Here is a 17,948-nt window from a genome sequence, read left to right as displayed (position 1 = left end):
TCCTTTATCTAGTTTGTCGCATCGTTTAAGTCTGGTAACGATAAACTCCGTGTCTGTTAGAAAATTCTCACACACGTCTTGTGCCAGTTGCCCTTCACAGGGAAATACTCTCAGTCCCTACTTACACAGGCACGCTAATCAAGACGGAGTGGATTCAATTTTCAAAGAACAGGTAGCTTTATTATAGATAAGAGTAGTTGAAATTTTTATCACATTTTTGAGGTTGTTGGAATAAAAAAAAGCAACTCACTGCTTTACGAATGAGTTACTTTGTACTAAAATATTTGTTGCATAATTTCCCTAATAACCTGAACAGAGTTATCAAATGAGATATCTTTAGCATACTTAAATTGGCGTTGATAACGAATCCATAGCTCTTTCTGATAATCAGAAATTTCAATTCCTCTCACTTGTTCTTCCCAATTATAAATAGTATCTTTACTTTTACGTTTTTCTGCCGTATTCTCAAGTGCATTTTTTAATACTTCAAGATTAATCTCTTCTTTTCTAAGTTTATACAAAGTGAAAAGATCATATCGATCACGTGGGCGTGTCGAAGCTAATCCCCTACTAATGATCGTTTCTAACTTTTCAGCAAGTACAGTCTCTAGATTATATGTCCATATCTTGATGCTTTCATTAGTAAAGATAGAAGTCATTGAATAAGTAATTTCTCTTGGTGTGATCTTATCACCAGTAGTAATATCAATAAAAACAACCTCCTTTAATGTATCAAAAGTTGCATTTAATTTTAATGAAAATCCTCCATATTCATCATCTTGGCGAATAGGTTCTAGCTTATCTACTGAAAATGAAAATCCATCAGTTTTAGAACAAAGAATCTCTTCAAAGATATGAATCAAATTTTCTCTGCTCATTTCGGTTCCCTTCAGAGTGACATCTAAATCCATTGTGGTTCGCTTATCTAGTCCAATCATTTGACCTATTAGATACCCTCCTTTTACAATGAAGGAATCTCTATAAGAACTAGTAGAAATCAGCTTTAACACTTGCTCAATTAAATAATGTTGTTGTACTTGTTGAGCTGGAATTCCCTTATCTTTTGAAATGTTTTTGATTTTTGCTTTAAAGCTATTCGCATTTGAAAACATTAAGATAGTACCTCCGTATAAGATTGTAACTTATCAGTTACTTTAAATAGCTGGGCATAATAAAATAATTTGTGTAAATGAATTTTATTTTGTTGAAAATATTTTTTAAACGCTGGTGCAATAATTTGAAGATCCACCTGATGAACTGGTCTTAGACATTCAACCAAAACTCGTTCAACTTCATAAACTTTAATAAATTGACCAGGAAGGCGCTCTATTTCAATAATTCCTTCACTATAGTGAGAGCGTAAAATAATAGGACGTATATCTGCTTCCTTAATGTTTTTGGTATTCGTACCATAAGGAAAACTCATCGTCATGTTAAAAGGGATAGTCAAAGATAAACCATGTAACCAAAGTGCTGTCTCCAAAGAAAAGATTCCCTTTGGAAATCGATACTGAAGGACAAACCACTCATCTAAATAAATATCAGGTAAGCGATATAACCCTTTTTCTTCAGCATCGATTTTTCCTTCTGCAACCATTTTTAATAAGGTTTTGTAGTGTAAATTTTCATCTATTACTTGTTTAAAAGTTAAAAAACCATACTGATTGAAAGAGTTCATCAGTTTCTCTCTTTTATCAACCATATCATTCTCCTTTCTTAGAAATAAAATACTAACATCTACTATATATGTTAGCATTTTATTTCTTTAAAATCAATTCTTTTAGTTTTTTTATTTCAAAATTAATCCATACGTAAGATAGAACAGCTATTATTAAAGCAAAAATAAGACATAGACTGATAGGTTCCACACCAAATGTAGCCCCATACTGCCCCATAAGTCCGAATTATAGCGCACCATCCCTAAAAACATCCCAAGTGAAACATATAAACACCAAGCTAGAATGGTTCCTGGATGATGTACTAAGGCAAATAAAACACTTGTCAAAGCAACTCGAATATCTAATTTTCTAACCAAGTTCCATAAAATTTCTCGATACAAAAATTCTTCAACCATACTCGCATTGATTAAGAACAATAAAAATGAAAACCAAGGAACTTGATGTTGAAGCCCAATTAAGTTTGCTTGATTCGTGCTTCCTTGAGCATGAATCAGACTAAAACATAGACTTATAATCAGTAGGCTAACGAATCCAATACCAAGCCATTTCATCCTAGTTTTCATATTGACCTTGACCACTTGTTTTCGTTGATCATACATCCATAAAAAAGAAATGAGCGACGCTCCATAGAGAATCTGTAGTATAGTTAACTCACCGATACAAAGAAATTTCAGTAAGTATAGGGATACCAATAGGACATTTACTTGTTGGAATATATAAACTGGAATTATTCTTTTCATAGTTACCTCCGAAATAAATCTTCATAATCTAAATCTAATACCTGCACAATCCTTTCTACCCATGGACTTTGAGGCATTCGTTGTTCCATCTTATAGTGGCGAATCTTTTGATACAGACGATTCAATTCACTTGGATAGTGAAACTCTCCCGCAAACATTTTTCTGGTTAACTCAATCCAGCTGATATTTCTTTCAGCCAAAATAATGGACAAGTTCTCCCAAAATCGTTCAGCCATATTGTTTCTCCTTTAGTTAGATAAATAATGTGTTCGTGCCATGTAAATCAATTGTTTCGTATCTCTTGGCAATAAAGCTCTAGCCTCTTCCAGATTCAGATTTGGATAAACTCGCTTATTTGAAACCGCAAGAGGAAGTCTGATGGTTAGTTCAGGATTTTTTAATATCATTTCGATGAAATCTGTTAATCTGAGGTTATCTCGATTCTTAAATCTTAATAAATTGGGAGATAAAAACTCAAAACAATCTGAAGAATAGCTCATCATCTCAATTAATTTGTCCTTTGTCATTTCAGAAACTGAATGACAAGATACCTCTATGCCATACTTTTGAAAGAAATCCAAAAGAAGTTGATTTCTATGACAATTTTTACTTAGATAGAGATCAATCATGGGAGACCTCCAAAAGATTCGGTTCCATTTGATATTCTGAGACAATTAAGGAATCTAACAAATTTGAGAAGTTAATCGGATTCTTATCTTCATCAGAAGCTTTTACAGTTACTTGGGTTGTAAGTATTCCCTCTTTTCCCTCGGCTCGATAGCCTTGTCCATATAAAATAAAAACGAGATTTTGATGATCATCTACAAAGGCATCAACCCCATTCTTTATGTCTTGACTTTCAAGGAATTCCATAACGTTTTGAAGATAGGACTCATAAAATAGTGGGTAGTTGTGTTTTTTATGGTAATCATCTAAAAATGTTACTTCAAACTCACATGGATAATTGGGTATCAAAAATAATTGTTCATCCAGCTGTTTGATTTCTGCATCATGTAATTCTGTTTCTAATTCATCACAATCTAGTATTGATTCTTTATTTAATGCTTTCATCTTTTTCCTCTATTTCTTTTAATTTCTTTGCGATTGCGGCAATCACAGGAACGGTTACACTATTACCAGCTTGTTTATAGAGCTGACTATTACTAGAGACTTTTCTAGCAGCTTCAAAAGCCCAATCAGGAAAGCCCTGCAAGCGAAAACACTCTTTAGGAGTGATTCGTCGTATCCTCAGACGGTAAAACTGTCCATCTATTAATACACCGGCTACATGATAAACTTGTTTATCTTCTCCTTCATAACTAGCAACTACTACTCCCATTTGTCCACTAGTTGTTAACGTATTAGCTATACCTTTTCCAACTCTACCACGACGATACTGAGAACTTGGTCTTTCCAAATTAATTGAATCTCCTATTTCTGCTTGAGCGTATCCTTTTTTCGTTGCTTCCCGTACTTTTAGAAATTTGATTGGTTCTGGAATTAGTACTTTGGGAATTTTATCTCCACCTTGCATTGTAGTCAGTGTTGGAGATAACCCCTCACTTCCATAAACTCGACCAGTTTCCTTAAAGCTAGTTGGTAAATCTCCAACAACGACAATACCATGACGATCCTGAGTATTTAAAGTAAACATCGCCTCTTGATTTTCCTTAAAGCGTCTACCATTTTGTCTCTTGTCTAATCTATCTGGTGTAATGCAAGGAATCGCAATCTTAAATCCTTCTCCTTTTCCACGAACTAAGGTTGGCGCAAGACCTTCTGAATAATAGACTTTACCGCTCATTCCACTTTTTGATGGATTCAAATTCCCTAATGTTTTTAAAATCTCAGAGTTAGTTGCTTGACCTTCTCGTCTGAAAGGAAATAAGAGTCTGGTACTTTTCTTTCTAGAATGTCCGATAATAAACACCCTCTCTCTGTTTTGGGGAACGCCGAAATCCTTACTGTTAAGCACCTGCCACTCAACATCAAACCCCAACTCATCAAGTGTGGTAAGGATTGTGGTGAACGTCCGTCCCTTATCGTGATTGAGTAGGCCTTTAACATTTTCAAGAAAAAGAAAACGTGGTTGGATTTGTTTGGCCGCCCGAGCAATTTCAAAGAACAAAGTTCCTCTAGTATCTTCAAATCCCAATCGTCTTCCTGCGATTGAAAATGCTTGACAAGGGAATCCCCCACAGATGATATCGACTTTCCCTCTAAGTTTTTTAAATTCGTCATCTGAAACATCTCGTATGTCATGAAATTCAATTTCTCCTTCCGTTTGAAAAATGGACTTATAAGATTCTCTAGCAAATTTATCAATCTCACAAAATCCAATACACTCGTGTCCAACACTTTCCATTCCAAGCCGAAATCCACCTATACCTGAAAATAAATCAATAAATCTCATTTCTGGATCACCCCTTTCTGATCGACAATCAATGTCCAAAGAGTTATACCACTTGAAATGAAAATGAGCATAACTAATATCCACTCGATTGGCGACATTTAACCACCTCCTTTTCTAACACGGTTATTCCAAACAGAATACAAGCCGTTAAACACAAATTCAGCAAGTGCTTCCGCTCGTCTAACAAAGCGAACATTGTCAAGAGCATACTGATAGATTCTCTCAAAATCACTCATAGCAATTTCACTGGCTGTTTCAGAAAAACCTTCTCGTCTAAATTGATTTTTTACCAATCCCCAAATATAATCTCGATCATATTTTGTGACCTTTTCTACTTTTCTTTTCAAGATAGGATGAGTATTCCTATCCTCCTCATCCTCAGTAAATAAAGAATCAGTCTCACTATATTTAGTCTCACTAACTTCAGTCTCACTAGGGGCTGAATATGAGACGGGGGCCGTTTCATTTTCAACCTGCCCTAGTCTTTTATTAACACTAGGCCTGTTTGAATTACCTACTGGGGTAGAAGATAATTCTCCTAAATAAATCTTATTAGCTAGTCTTCCTTTCTCACTTGAAGACTGTTGAACTTCATCAATTAAGTCATATTCTTTAAGAGTTTTTTTGATGGACAGTAATTTTGACTTCGAACAACCTAACAGCCTCATCAGTTTAGAATTAGAAAATACTAAATAAACCGCGCCTTCTTCATCTATCCAACCACGATTGAGAGATAATTCTAAACGATCTTTTAAAATAGAATAAGCCACCTTTACTTCTAGTTTCATATCCATATATTTCTCATCTTCAAAAAGAATTTTAGGTAATTTATAATACCGTTCTGAAGTTTGGTATTGATTTGCGGTAATTCGTTTCATAGCGCTCCTCCAAGTTCTTTGAGTATTAAATCTCCATTTGATTCCAATCGAACCAAGCCACTTTTTTCTAATTCAGACATAAGAGATATTGCTTCAACAATGTCAATTCCCATTTCACGTACTAAAAATGAAATGACAATATAGCGTGATGATTGTAATTCTTTTGTCATTTTCCCTCCAGAAAATAAAAAAAGGAGAACAATATTCAACTGTTCTCCAAAATAATTTTATTAAAAAGAAAAACCCTGCCAAATTAATTTTTGGTAGGGTTTTTGGCAGGAAACTAAATTAATTTATCAGTTTCTAAAATGTGTTCACGATTCTAAAAGGCTGATACTATAGTATTCCGAATTCTAATTGGTATATGCCTCTTATTTAAGAGTAACTGAAGCTCCAGCTTCTTCCAATTTAGCTTTAAGTTCTTCAGCTTCAGCAGCTGGAACACCTTCTTTGATGACACCTGGTGCACCATCAACAAGTTCTTTAGCTTCTTTAAGTCCAAGACCTGTGATTTCACGTACAACTTTGATAACGCCAACTTTTTTGTCACCAGCAGCTGTCAATTCGATGTCGAATGAGTCTTTAGCAGCACCAGCGTCAGCAGCACCAGCTGCAGCAACAGCTACAGGAGCAGCTGCAGTTACACCAAATTCTTCTTCGATAGCTTTTACAAGGTCGTTCAATTCAAGGATTGAAGCTTCTTTAATTTCAGCAATAATGTTTTCAATGTTCAATGCCATTGTTATTTCCTCCAAATAAGTTTAAATTTTAATTTTTATATTTTTTGTAGCTAGGCTACGTTGCGTAGCTTAAGATTAAGCTGCGTCTTCTTTGTTGTCTGCAACCGCTTTGACTGCAAGAGCAACGTTGCGCACTGGCGCTTGAAGTACAGAAAGGAGCATAGAAAGAAGTCCTTCGCGACTTGGAAGACTTGCAAGAGCAACAATTTCTTCTTTTGATGCGACAGCGCCTTCGATTGCACCACCTTTGATTTCAAGTGCGTCAGCGTCTTTAGCAAAGTCGTTTAAGATTTTCGCTGGTGCGATAACATCTTCGTTAGAAAATGCTACTGCAGATGGTCCAACAAAAACAGATGCAAGATCTTCAAGACCAGCCTTTTCAGCTGCACGACGTAAGATTGAGTTTTTAATCACTTTAAACTCAACTTCGCTTCCACGAAGCTCGCGACGAAGAACTGTATCTTGTTCAACTGTCAAACCACGAGAGTCTACAACGACGATTGATGCAGCAGCTTTCATTTTTTCAGCTACTACGTCTACTAATTCCGCTTTCTTAGCAATAATTGCTTCACTACTCATTAGTGTGTTCACCTCCGTAATTATTTTGCTTGGGGAATTTTTCCAAAAGAAAAACGCGCCCAAACCTAGACACGAAAGTACAATACGCTTCATATAATGGATACGTTTTGTCCTCGGTAGGATTCTTATGAGTCGAGCTCCCCTACTGTCTTAGGCAGTTTTTTCAAACCATTTATAAGTATACCACATCTATCATTTCAAAACAAGTATTTTTTGAAAAAATTTTTTTTTAAAAGAAATAAACAATTCAGTTCTTTTTACACTCTCAATTTTCACCTATTCTTTGCTATTTTGAAGAACATCTTTGGATTTTATCATTGAATGGAAAGAATTGGAACTAAGTCTGTGTAGATTAAGAGCGCATGAAAGGCTAACATGAGTACATGAGATAAAAATGGAGTCTTTTGTATGATTTGAAAATCTTGATTAGATTTTTGACTGTCTAAGAATAGTGTTAATGACAAGAAAAGCAAGATCATTCCATAAATAATACTAATGTGAAAGAGAATCACTCCTATCGCTCTAAAATATAGAAAACCGAAAATGGGTATACTAAAAACAATTAGTGCTAGTGAGCCAAAAGCAATTCGAACTAAAGAAATCATCAAGAAACTATAGGCAGTAAATGTAGTAAATTTTGATACTCGTAATCCTGTTTTCTTCAGCTTTGATGTATAATAAATGACAAAAATCGGGTAAAGAATATCTACCATCTCAACTCTCCACTTTTATAAGTTTATTTACTATATTTTAACGATTTTTCTCCAGAAATGCAATTTGCTCCTTGACTAGTTTAAAATTTTAGTGTACTATACAACTGTATATACAGATAAAAAGGAGTTATTATGAATACACAAAAGAAAACCCAGTTCATGACTGTAACCGCATTATTGACAGCTATCGCTATTTTGATTCCCATGGTAATGCCTTTTAAACTTATTATCCCCCCTGCTTCTTACACTTTAGGAAGTCATGTAGCTATTTTTATTGCTATGTTTCTCTCTCCATGGATGGCTATATTTGTCATCGTCGCCTCTAGTATTGGTTTCCTCCTAGCTGGTTATCCGATTGTCATCGTACTTCGGGCTTTCTCTCACATTTTCTTTGGGACGCTAGGTGCTTTCTATCTTCAAAAATTTCCGCAAACCTTAGATAACGCAAAATCTTCCTTGATTTTTAACTTTGTGCTTGGTTTGATTCACGCTATTGCTGAAGTATTGGCTTGTATCATCTTTTATGCTACTACAGGAACAGACCTAAAAAATATGTTCTATGTCTTGTTTGTATTAGTTGGGTTTGGAACTATTGTTCATAGTATGATAGACTATTACTTGGCATTAGCTGTTTATAAAGCTTTAAAAAAACGCCATTAAGAAAGTAAATCATGACTAAAGACCGCAAAGAATCGCTTATTCAACTCTTAAAAGAAGCTCAAAAGCCACTAAATGGTCAGAGTTTAGCAGAACATTTTCATGTGACTCGGCAAATTATCGTACAAGATATTGCTCTTCTTCGTGCCAATGGAGCTCCTATCCTATCAACCAATCGTGGCTATATTTATAAAGAAAATAAAACCAATCCTTTTGTTCACAAACTCTTTAAAGTCAAACATAAAGAGGAGGATATGGAACAAGAACTTCTTGCTATCGTTGATAACGGCGGACGAGTGCAGAATATTCTTATCGACCATCCAGTATACGGAGAAATCGAAACCCTTCTTAAGTTGAGTTGTAGACGAGATGTAGAACACTTTTTAAACCAAGCAAATTCTTCAGATTTTCGCCCCCTATCAGAATTAACAGATGGAATACACTACCATTTGGTTGAGGCTGAAAGCAAACAAGACCTCCTCTATATCGAGAAGGCCTTGGATCAGCTAGGTTATTTAGTCAAAGATTAGAATATTTCCTTTTCCCATCCGTCTTCTGTACGGTGACGATAAAAAAATTCAGACTTGTCTGGAGATTCCATCATCTCCATCAAAGGTAACATATCATAGGCCAGTTCCAAATTTGGAATCTGGTCTTTTTGTACCCAGGACACTTCTCCTTCTTCAGAGGACTGGAGAGTACCCGTAAATTCAGTCGCCTTGTAACAAAAGACAATGTAGCGCTCACCTGTATCTAGTGGCCAATTTTTAATGCCGACCAGTTGAGGATTTTGGATTGTCAGACCTGTTTCCTCGTATATTTCACGAATAACAGATTCAGCAAAAGCCTCTCCATTTTCAACATGGCCTCCTGGAAAGGCATAGCCAGACCAATGGTTGCTTTCGGGTGAACGATACTGCATAACCACGCGCTGCTTTTCTAGATCTTCAATCATACAAATATTGGTAAGAATGGTTAATTGTGCTCGGGACATAGGACTCACTTTCTAATCTTTAATTCTCTATCATATATTTAATTTTAGACTTCATAATCAAGGGATTAATCCAGTCGTGATATTCTCGAATATCATCCAGAAAAGATCCTCTATTAATCCTTATCTCCTTGTCTTTAGTATTAACTTGATAGTCTATACTGACAGGAATCGATGAGTCTGGAATGAAAGATAGGAAAAAGAATATCATCAACCAGATTAAAAGTGCAAAAAAACCACTGAGAGCTTGAAAAATCAAATGATGCCATTGAAAGATTCTAGATTTATAGAAGATAGTCCATGGATGGATAAATAGGGTTAAGCAGAGACCAAAGAACCAGATATTCCACAAAACTGGGGTAAAAGCTAAACCAAATAAACCTAGGACAAAATGAATTAGGGCAAATAGCAGGAACAAAAGGTAAATAATTCTAAATACAGTTAAATGTTTCATCATGATTGACTCCTTTTCTTTTCAATATATTTCATAAACAATATCGTTAAAGCAGGTATGGTAAAAAAGACCAGATAGGTTGTTATTGGAAACCAAATATAGCGGTGATCTAGGGATAAGAGAGATGGAATTCGTAGTCGTGGGGTATGGAATCCAAAAATCAAATGTGTTATAAAAACAAAACTGTTGATATATAGAAAGGGTTCCAGGTAATCTTTAAAATTTTTCTTAGTTGAACAAACCTCTCGCAGATAATAAGCATAGAACCTAGCAAATATCAAAATGATATTACAGTAGAGCGGAGACATATAATTAATTTGATTATAAGGATTCGGAAGAAGGATAACTTGACTAAAAACAATACATACTATTCCTACTAATACTAGGTAAACCGTAAAATCCACAAAAAAGGCCAATAGCTTGTGAGACTCTAACCACAGATTGAACTTCTCTACCCTGGATAATTTCTTTTTCCTTTTTAATTTTCTTTTATGATTTTTCATTTGAGTGAATTTTCCCCATTTTCTTCTCTCTTTTTATTATCAAGAATTAGAACGGACACTAGAAAGAAGATTACATAAGTAAGAATAGGAAACCAAATGTAGCGATCATTTATATTCCAAATTGGAAGAACGAACAATCCTCTCTTAGATGTAATCCCAATCGTTAACTGAAGTACAAAAGCAATACCGTTAAGATACAAAAACATTTTTGCAAAATGCAGAAAATAACAAAACGCTTGTATCAAGAATATAGGCAATTGTTGAATGTTCAACAAACCACAAATTCACTCAATCTAGTAGGTCAGCCTTTTGCTTAGTTTTATGATGTTTTTTTAATGCTTTTTGTCTCTTATTATCTTGTTTCATGATAATTTTTTAACTTCTTCTGCTACTTTTCGGAGATGCTCTTCACGCATACTTGCTGTATTCACATCCCGTCCAACTTCACCTAGTACGCACACGCGCTTGGTTTTAATCCCACAGTGGTTCAAGACGGCATTTTTCAAAACAGAGATGCCATAGCTATCTGGAATGTTGATAGGACCCGAAAAGATTTTGTACCACCAAGTAGGCGCCATGGAGGTTGCGTAAATACTGGCTGTTTTCCCTTTTAATAACTTTTTAAACTGCTTACCTCTAAGGTAATTCCAAATAAAACTTCCTTGGTCATTGGCTGAGTATGCAATCCCCGGTGTAAATACCCGATCAATCCAGCCCTTCATAAGGCTCGGCATACTACTCCACCAGATGGGATAAACAAAGATCAGGTGATCCGCCCACTGGATTAATTCTTGGGAACGAAGGATAAAAGAATCTTCTTCCATACGTTTTCGATAGCCATAACGTAAAACAGGATCAAAGTCCTCTTCATTAAGGTTGATGACTTCAAGTTCATGGCGCCCTGAGTCAAGATTTCCTACAATGGTTTGAAAAATAGCCTGACAGTAACTTTCCTTATCAGGGTGTCCATTTATGACTAAAATCTTCATTCGTCTTCTCCTTCATTTCTTTGGTTCATTCTATCTCTTTTATTTTTTACTAGATTAATTGATAATGGTTCAAAGATTGATAGATACATCCTTTAGGAATTTTTATTTGAAGAACACATCATCCGCAATTCCTTAACAGGTTTTCCAAGTTCAAGTATTTTTTCTTGGCCATCAAAAGTAAAACCCATTTTTTGATAGAAAGCAATGGCTCGCTTATTATCTTTCAATACCCATAAATAAATTTCAGAGAATTGATCAAGAGCAACAAATGCGGCATGCATTAACTGTTTACTCACACCTTTTCCATAGTAATCTTTTAAAACATATAAGGCAATGATTTCACCAGCTTGAATGGTCTCATCACGGTTATTTCCATAGCTGATAAATCCAACGACCTTCTTTCCATCCATCGCAATCAAGGTATTTTCTGGATATTTTTGACTAAAGAATCGACATTTTTCTAAAGTCATCGTCTCCTGAAAATCCGCGGGTAAAAGATCGTCATAAGCCTCTCTCCACGTTTGCCAATGAACGAGAGATTTTCCTTCTATCTCTTCAGGAGTTTCCATTGTTTTAATGATAATCTTCATTCTTCTTTCCTATCTAATCCAACGCCTTGACTTCCAGCATCATATCACGAATCTGAGCTGCTAGTTCAAAGTCAAGCACTTCGACAGCTTCTTGCATTTGTTTTTCCAGTTTCTTTACCAGTTCTTTACGTTCTTGTTTATTGAGGCTATTGATATCGACTTCCTTGTCTTCTTCCTTGGCAACTGCCTTGGTTACAGAGATTAAGTCTCGGATTTCTTTCTTAATCGTTTGTGGCACGATACCGTGTTCTTCATTATAGGCCATCTGGATTTTCCGACGACGAGCTGTTTCATCGATGGCTTTTTGCATAGATTGAGTCATCGTGTCTGCATACATGATGACATGCCCCTCGCTATTACGGGCAGCACGACCGATGGTCTGAATGAGTCCACGCTCATTACGAAGGAAACCTTCCTTATCCGCATCAAGAATAGCAACTAGACTAACTTCTGGAACATCAATCCCTTCACGAAGGAGGTTAATTCCGACCAAGACATCAAAGACTCCTAAACGCAGGTCACGGATAATCTCTGTCCGCTCCAAAGTCTTGATATCTGAGTGCATGTATTTGACCTTAATCCCCATTTCTTTGAAGTAGTCAGTCAAGTCTTCAGCCATTTTCTTGGTCAAGGTTGTAATAAAGGTCCGTTCGTTCTTTTCAACACGGGCATTGATTTCACCTAAGAGGTCATCAATCTGTCCCATAGTTGGGCGCACTTCCACTTCTGGATCCAAAAGACCAGTCGGACGAATGATTTGTTCAATAACGGTATCAGTCTGCTCGTGTTCATAATCACCAGGTGTCGCTGAAACATAAACGATCTGGTGAACATGACTTTCAAACTCTTCACGACGAAGGGGACGATTATCCAAGGCAGATGGCAAACGGAAACCATAATTAACCAACATCTCCTTACGAGAACGGTCTCCATTATACATGCCCTTGATTTGCCCCATGGTCATGTGGCTCTCATCAATCATAATCAAAAAATCATCAGGGAAGAAATCAAGAAGGGTGTACGGTGGCTCTCCTTCGCTCCGTCCATCCATGTGACGGGAGTAGTTTTCAACGCCGTTTGTATAGCCCATCTCACGAAGCATCTCGAGATCGTATTCTGTTCGCTGTTTCAAGCGTTGCGCTTCGAGGAGCTTACCTTCCTTCTCAAAGAGTGCTAACTGCTCCTCCAATTCAGCCTCAATCTTAGCAATAGCTACTTCCATATGGTCATCATTGGTCACGAAGTGAGTGGCTGGGAAAATCGCCAAATGATCCACTTCGCCCAGAACTTGACCAGTTAGAGCTTCAACCTCACGAATGCGGTCAATCTCATCCCCGAAGAACTCAACACGAAAGGCATGCTCATCACGAGAGGCTGGGAAAATTTCCACCACATCCCCACGTACACGGAATCTTCCACGCTGAAAATCAATGTCATTGCGCTCAAACTGAATGTCCACCAAATCATTAAGCAGTTTGTCACGAGAAATCTCAAGTCCTGGGCGGAGACTTACTACACTATCAGCGTATTCCTTAGGAGAACCCAAACCATAAATACAAGAAACAGAAGCCACAATAATAACATCATTACGCTCCAACAAAGCTGATGTTGCTGAGTGCCGAAGTTTATCGATCTCATCGTTGACTGAACTATCTTTTTCGATGTAGGTATCGCTCGACGGCACATAGGCCTCTGGCTGGTAATAATCATAGTAAGATACGAAGTACTCAACTGCATTTTCTGGGAAAAATTCCTTAAACTCCCCATATAGTTGCCCTGCAAGAGTTTTATTGTGGGCAATGACTAGAGTTGGTTTATTGACTTGGGCAATGACTTGACTCATGGTATAGGTCTTCCCCGTACCAGTCGCTCCCATCAGGATTTGCGCCTTCTCACCACCCTCGATATTATCTACTAACTGTTCAATAGCTTGCGGTTGATCCCCAGAAGGTTGGTATTTGGATACCAGTTTAAATTTGTTGTCTGTAATTCGATTAATCATAATAGCCTCATACACATTTTCTATCCTTCTATTTTACCATAAAAAAGACTGACTTACTGCTTCTCAACTTTTCCTTCATTTGCATCTTATGTTATATTTTCTAACATGAATAGAGTTTAAATTTGCCAATATGTTTCTTTTCTGCTATAATTTGAAAATATCTTGAAAGGAGACATTACATGAAGAAAAAAATTCTAGCTTCTTTGCTTATTTTATTTCCTATTTTTTCATTAGGACTAGTAAAAGCTGATACTGAGAAAACAAAGTACGTCATTGCCAGTGACTCCTCTTTTGCACCATTTGTTTTCCAGGACTCAAGCAACCAATACACTGGAATCGATATGGATCTAATCAAGGATATTGCTAAAGACCAAGGTTTTGAAATCGAGATTACCAACCCTGGTTTTGATGCTGCTATTAACGCAGTCCAATCTGGACAAGCAGACGGTATCATTGCAGGTATGTCAGTGACTGATGCTCGTAAAGAAACTTTTGATTTCTCTGATTCTTACTATACAGCAAATACTATTCTTGGTGTTAAAGAATCAAGTACCATTTCTTCTTATGAAGATTTGAACGGTAAGACTGTAGGTGTGAAAAATGGTACTGCTTCACAAAGCTTCTTAAACGAGAACCAAAGTAAATACGGTTATAAAATCAAAACTTTTTCGGATGCTGCTTCTATGTATGATAGTTTAAATACCGGTTCAATTGATGCCGTCATGGATGACGAACCTGTTATTAAATATTCTATCAGTCAAGGAAAAAAATTAAAAACACCAATCGCTGGTACACCAATTGGTGAAACTGCCTTTGCAGTTAAAAAAGGAAGCAATCCAGAATTGCTAGAGAAGTTCAACAAGGGACTTGCAAACCTTAAGGCAAATGGAGAATTCCAAAAGATCCTTGATAAGTATCTAGCTAGCGATTCTACTACTACAAGTTCAACCGCTAATGAAACAACTATCTGGGGCTTGTTGAAAAACAACTACAAACAACTTCTGAACGGTCTTGGTATTACGCTAGCCTTAGCACTTCTTTCATTTACAATTGCGATTTTTATCGGAATTATCTTTGGAATGTTTAGCGTCAGTCCTTACAAATCTCTTCGTTTGATTTCAGAAATCTTTGTCGATGTGATTCGTGGTATTCCATTGATGATTCTTGCTGCCTTTATCTTCTGGGGAGTTCCTAACTTTATCGAATCTCTTACAGGTCAGCAAAGTCCAATCAACGACTTTGTTGCTGGTACAATCGCCCTCTCGCTAAACTCAGCAGCCTACATCGCTGAAATTGTTCGTGGAGGTATTAAGGCTGTACCAGTTGGACAAATGGAAGCTAGTCGCAGTCTTGGTATTTCATATGGAAAAACCATGCGTAAGATTGTCTTACCTCAAGCAACCAAACTCATGCTGCCAAACTTCGTCAACCAATTTGTTATCGCATTGAAAGATACAACGATCGTATCTGCAATCGGTCTGGTAGAACTCTTCCAAACTGGTAAGATTATCATTGCTCGTAACTACCAAAGTTTCAAAATGTATGCAATTCTCGCAGTCTTTTACCTTGTGATTATCACTCTTCTAACTAGACTTGCAAAACGCTTAGAAAAGAGGATTCAATAATGGCTAAATTAAAAATCGATGTCGATAATTTACATAAACAATATGGTAAAAACAAAGTCCTTAAAGGAATCTCAGCAAAATTCTATGAAGGAGATGTTGTTTGTATCATTGGACCTTCTGGTTCAGGTAAGTCAACTTTCTTGCGTAGCTTAAATCTCCTCGAGGAAGGTACAAAAGGTCATATTACAGTTAATGGTTATGATTTGACGGATAAAGCAACCAACGTGGACCACGTTCGTGAAAATGTCGGAATGGTTTTTCAACACTTTAATCTATTTCCACACATGTCTGTCCTTGAAAATATTACTTTTGCACCAATTGAGCATAAATTGATGACTAAAGCTGAAGCTGAAAAATTGGGGATGGAACTTCTTGAAAAAGTTGGTCTTGCTGATAAGGCTAATGCTAATCCTGAAAGCCTATCAGGTGGACAAAAACAACGTGTGGCTATCGCCCGCGGTTTAGCAATGAACCCTGATATCATGCTCTTTGACGAGCCAACTTCTGCCCTTGACCCTGAGATGGTCGGTGACGTTCTAAACGTTATGAAGGAATTGGCAGAACAAGGTATGACCATGATCATCGTAACCCACGAAATGGGATTTGCTCGCAAGGTTGCCAATCGTGTAATCTTTACCGCAGATGGTGAATTCCTAGAAGATGGTACACCAGACCAAATCTTTGATAACCCACAACATCCGCGTCTAAAAGAATTTTTGGACAAGGTCCTCAATGCTTAAAAAGACTGCAAGGAAAACCTTGCAGTTTTTTTCTTACTTGTATTGGATTTTTGGATTTTTTAGAAAATTATGATAAAATAAAGGGTATGAAAATGAGGGTTCCTCATGCATAGAATAACTAGGAAAGTAAATAGAAATTAGGTAGTTGGATGTCATCAAAAGTTATTGTTACAATTTTCGGTGCTAGTGGAGATTTAGCTAAACGCAAGCTCTACCCTTCACTTTTTAGACTTTACAAATCAGGCAATTTGTCTGATCATTTTGCTGTTATCGGAACTGCTCGCAGACCTTGGAGTAAGGAGTATTTTGAGTCTGTTGTAGTCGAATCCATTCTTGACTTGGCTGATAGCGTGGAAGAGGCTCAAGCTTTTGCTAGCCATTTTTACTATCAAAGTCACGATGTTAATGACACCGAGCACTACATCGAATTACGCAAACTTCAGGCTGAATTAAACGAAAAATACCAAACTGATTATAACAAGCTCTTCTTCCTCTCTATGGCTCCACAATTCTTTGGTACTATCGCTAAACACCTCAAGTCAGAGCAAATCGTAGACGGAAAAGGTTTTGAACGTTTGATCGTCGAGAAACCTTTCGGTACAGACTATGCTACTGCTAAACAACTCAATGATGAACTTCTTGCTACCTTTGACGAGGAGCAAATTTACCGTATCGACCACTATCTTGGTAAAGAAATGATTCAAAGTATCTTTGCTGTTCGCTTTGCCAATATGATTTTTGAGAATGTTTGGAATCGTGAGCACATCGATAATGTTCAGATTACATTTGCAGAACGCCTCGGTGTTGAAGAGCGTGGAGGCTACTATGATAAGTCAGGTGCCCTTCGTGATATGGTGCAAAACCATACCCTTCAACTTCTATCACTCTTGGCCATGGATAAGCCTGCAAGCTTTACAAAGGATGACATTCGCGCTGAGAAAATTAAAGTCTTCAAGAACCTTTACCACCCTTCAAATGAAGAATTAAAAGAGCACTTCATCCGTGGTCAATATCGTTCTGGTAAAGTTGATGGCATGAAGTACATTTCCTACCGTAGCGAACCAAATGTTGACCCTGAATCTATGACAGAAACCTTTGCTTCAGGCGCCTTCTTTGTAGATACCGACCGCTTCCGTGATGTACCTTTCTTCTTCCGTACAGGTAAACGCCTCACTGAAAAAGGAACACACGTAAACATTGTCTTCAAACAAATGGATTCCATTTTTGGAGAACCCCTAGCACCGAATGTGCTTACCATCTACATCCAACCAACGGAAGGATTCTCTCTTAGCCTTAACGGTAAGAAGGTTGGGGAAGAGTTTAGCCTTGCGCCAAATTCGCTTGACTATCGAACAGATGCGACTGCAACAGGTGCTTCACCAGATCCTTACGAAAAACTGATCTATGATGTTTTGAACAATAACTCAACAAACTTTAGCCACTGGGATGAAGTGAGTGCATCATGGAAATTGATTGACCGTATTGAGAAACTTTGGGCTGAAAACGGTGCTCCACTTCATGACTACAAGGCTGGTACAATGGGGCCTCAAGCTAGCTTTGATTTACTTGAAAAATATGGAGCTCAATGGACTTGGCAACCTGATATCGCCTATCGTAAGGATGGTCGACTAGAATAATCAAAAACAATCCTGCAA

At 37.0% G+C, this 17,948-nt stretch carries 22 protein-coding genes and 1 other annotated feature; of the genes, 5 read left to right on the top strand and 17 right to left on the bottom strand.

The features are described from left to right. Positions 1–275 precede the first annotated feature (275 nt). From HMPREF3237_RS07965 to HMPREF3237_RS07910, 12 genes are all read right to left on the bottom strand, one after another. On the bottom strand, positions 276–1,112 hold the full coding sequence (locus HMPREF3237_RS07965; protein WP_000492399.1) for a nucleotidyl transferase AbiEii/AbiGii toxin family protein: 837 nt from the start codon (positions 1,110–1,112) through the stop codon (positions 276–278). Continuing rightward, positions 1,112–1,702 (bottom strand): type IV toxin-antitoxin system AbiEi family antitoxin domain-containing protein, encoded by a 591-nt coding sequence (locus HMPREF3237_RS07960; protein ID WP_142350567.1) that lies wholly within the window; start codon positions 1,700–1,702, stop codon positions 1,112–1,114. Before HMPREF3237_RS07960 ends, HMPREF3237_RS07965 begins: the two co-directional genes overlap by 1 nt. Before the next feature lie 129 nt (positions 1,703–1,831). Beyond that, entirely contained in the window at positions 1,832–2,419 is a 588-nt protein-coding gene (locus HMPREF3237_RS07955) for a CPBP family intramembrane glutamic endopeptidase (RefSeq protein WP_070889448.1), read from the bottom strand. Positions 2,420–2,421: 2 nt separating this feature from the next. Further along, the gene (locus tag HMPREF3237_RS07950) at positions 2,422–2,655 is read right to left on the bottom strand and encodes a hypothetical protein (RefSeq protein ID WP_000840776.1); all 234 of its coding nucleotides are present in this window, start codon (positions 2,653–2,655) and stop codon (positions 2,422–2,424) included. A 12-nt stretch (positions 2,656–2,667) separates the two neighbouring features. After that, complete coding sequence (locus HMPREF3237_RS07945; RefSeq protein WP_070889447.1) at positions 2,668–3,048, bottom strand: thioredoxin domain-containing protein; 381 nt, start codon at positions 3,046–3,048, stop codon at positions 2,668–2,670. Further along, entirely contained in the window at positions 3,041–3,490 is a 450-nt protein-coding gene (locus HMPREF3237_RS07940; protein ID WP_070889446.1) for a hypothetical protein, read from the bottom strand. The genes HMPREF3237_RS07945 and HMPREF3237_RS07940 overlap by 8 nt, the downstream gene beginning before the upstream one ends. Next, on the bottom strand, positions 3,474–4,832 hold the full coding sequence (gene dcm / locus HMPREF3237_RS07935) for a DNA (cytosine-5-)-methyltransferase (RefSeq protein WP_070889445.1): 1,359 nt from the start codon (positions 4,830–4,832) through the stop codon (positions 3,474–3,476). The genes HMPREF3237_RS07940 and dcm overlap by 17 nt, the downstream gene beginning before the upstream one ends. 98 nt (positions 4,833–4,930) lie before the next feature. Next, positions 4,931–5,710 (bottom strand): replication initiator protein A, encoded by a 780-nt coding sequence (locus HMPREF3237_RS07930; protein WP_070889444.1) that lies wholly within the window; start codon positions 5,708–5,710, stop codon positions 4,931–4,933. Continuing rightward, positions 5,707–5,880 carry a hypothetical protein gene (locus HMPREF3237_RS07925; RefSeq protein WP_083327697.1) on the bottom strand — a complete coding sequence of 58 codons (174 nt, stop codon included), beginning with the start codon at positions 5,878–5,880 and terminating at the stop codon, positions 5,707–5,709. The genes HMPREF3237_RS07930 and HMPREF3237_RS07925 overlap by 4 nt, the downstream gene beginning before the upstream one ends. A gap of 201 nt (positions 5,881–6,081) precedes the next feature. Continuing rightward, positions 6,082–6,450, bottom strand: a complete 369-nt coding sequence (gene rplL / locus HMPREF3237_RS07920) for a 50S ribosomal protein L7/L12 (protein ID WP_006145415.1) — start codon at positions 6,448–6,450, stop codon at positions 6,082–6,084. A 75-nt stretch (positions 6,451–6,525) separates the two neighbouring features. Beyond that, complete coding sequence (rplJ, locus tag HMPREF3237_RS07915; protein ID WP_006145414.1) at positions 6,526–7,029, bottom strand: 50S ribosomal protein L10; 504 nt, start codon at positions 7,027–7,029, stop codon at positions 6,526–6,528. A 38-nt stretch (positions 7,030–7,067) separates the two neighbouring features. Further along, positions 7,068–7,202: a sequence feature (ribosomal protein L10 leader region), on the bottom strand. 141 nt (positions 7,203–7,343) lie between these two features. Beyond that, positions 7,344–7,742, bottom strand: a complete 399-nt coding sequence (locus tag HMPREF3237_RS07910; protein WP_006145413.1) for a hypothetical protein — start codon at positions 7,740–7,742, stop codon at positions 7,344–7,346. Between the two features lie 132 nt (positions 7,743–7,874). On the opposite strand from HMPREF3237_RS07910, the gene HMPREF3237_RS07905 reads away from it, so the two are divergent. Together HMPREF3237_RS07905 and HMPREF3237_RS07900 are read left to right on the top strand one after the other, a co-directional pair. Continuing rightward, positions 7,875–8,402 (top strand): hypothetical protein, encoded by a 528-nt coding sequence (locus HMPREF3237_RS07905; protein WP_006145412.1) that lies wholly within the window; start codon positions 7,875–7,877, stop codon positions 8,400–8,402. Positions 8,403–8,413: 11 nt separating this feature from the next. Beyond that, entirely contained in the window at positions 8,414–8,929 is a 516-nt protein-coding gene (locus tag HMPREF3237_RS07900; RefSeq protein WP_070889442.1) for a transcription repressor NadR, read from the top strand. Here the strand turns inward: HMPREF3237_RS07900 and HMPREF3237_RS07895 are convergent. From HMPREF3237_RS07895 to uvrB, 5 genes are all read right to left on the bottom strand, one after another. Next, positions 8,926–9,393: an 8-oxo-dGTP diphosphatase gene (locus tag HMPREF3237_RS07895; protein ID WP_070889441.1), complete on the bottom strand. Its 468-nt coding sequence runs from the start codon at positions 9,391–9,393 to the stop codon at positions 8,926–8,928. The two genes, HMPREF3237_RS07900 and HMPREF3237_RS07895, sit on opposite strands and share 4 nt — an antisense overlap. Before the next feature lie 19 nt (positions 9,394–9,412). Continuing rightward, complete coding sequence (locus tag HMPREF3237_RS07890) at positions 9,413–9,847, bottom strand: hypothetical protein (protein WP_070889440.1); 435 nt, start codon at positions 9,845–9,847, stop codon at positions 9,413–9,415. A gap of 862 nt (positions 9,848–10,709) precedes the next feature. Then, complete coding sequence (locus HMPREF3237_RS07875) at positions 10,710–11,336, bottom strand: NAD(P)H-dependent oxidoreductase (RefSeq protein WP_070889439.1); 627 nt, start codon at positions 11,334–11,336, stop codon at positions 10,710–10,712. Between the two features lie 92 nt (positions 11,337–11,428). After that, the gene (locus HMPREF3237_RS07870; protein WP_070889438.1) at positions 11,429–11,926 is read right to left on the bottom strand and encodes a GNAT family N-acetyltransferase; all 498 of its coding nucleotides are present in this window, start codon (positions 11,924–11,926) and stop codon (positions 11,429–11,431) included. A 13-nt stretch (positions 11,927–11,939) separates the two neighbouring features. Then, entirely contained in the window at positions 11,940–13,928 is a 1,989-nt protein-coding gene (gene uvrB / locus HMPREF3237_RS07865; protein ID WP_070889547.1) for an excinuclease ABC subunit UvrB, read from the bottom strand. A gap of 179 nt (positions 13,929–14,107) precedes the next feature. Here uvrB and HMPREF3237_RS07860 point away from each other — a divergent pair, with 179 nt between their 5' ends. The 3 genes from HMPREF3237_RS07860 to zwf all read left to right on the top strand — a co-directional run bounded on the left by HMPREF3237_RS07860 (position 14,108) and on the right by zwf (position 17,930). Further along, positions 14,108–15,553 (top strand): amino acid ABC transporter substrate-binding protein/permease, encoded by a 1,446-nt coding sequence (locus HMPREF3237_RS07860; protein ID WP_083327696.1) that lies wholly within the window; start codon positions 14,108–14,110, stop codon positions 15,551–15,553. After that, the gene (locus tag HMPREF3237_RS07855) at positions 15,553–16,293 is read left to right on the top strand and encodes an amino acid ABC transporter ATP-binding protein (protein ID WP_070889437.1); all 741 of its coding nucleotides are present in this window, start codon (positions 15,553–15,555) and stop codon (positions 16,291–16,293) included. Before HMPREF3237_RS07860 ends, HMPREF3237_RS07855 begins: the two co-directional genes overlap by 1 nt. Positions 16,294–16,442: 149 nt before the next feature. Continuing rightward, a complete protein-coding gene (zwf, locus tag HMPREF3237_RS07850) occupies positions 16,443–17,930 on the top strand; it encodes a glucose-6-phosphate dehydrogenase (RefSeq protein ID WP_070889436.1) in 1,488 nt (495 codons plus the stop codon). Positions 17,931–17,948: the final 18 nt, after the last annotated feature.

Source organism: Streptococcus sp. HMSC34B10 (assembly GCF_001839505.1).
Lineage (GTDB): Bacteria > Bacillota > Bacilli > Lactobacillales > Streptococcaceae > Streptococcus > Streptococcus peroris.
The sequence above is the reverse complement of the archived record's forward strand: the minus strand, read 5'-3'. Positions and strand labels throughout refer to the sequence as shown.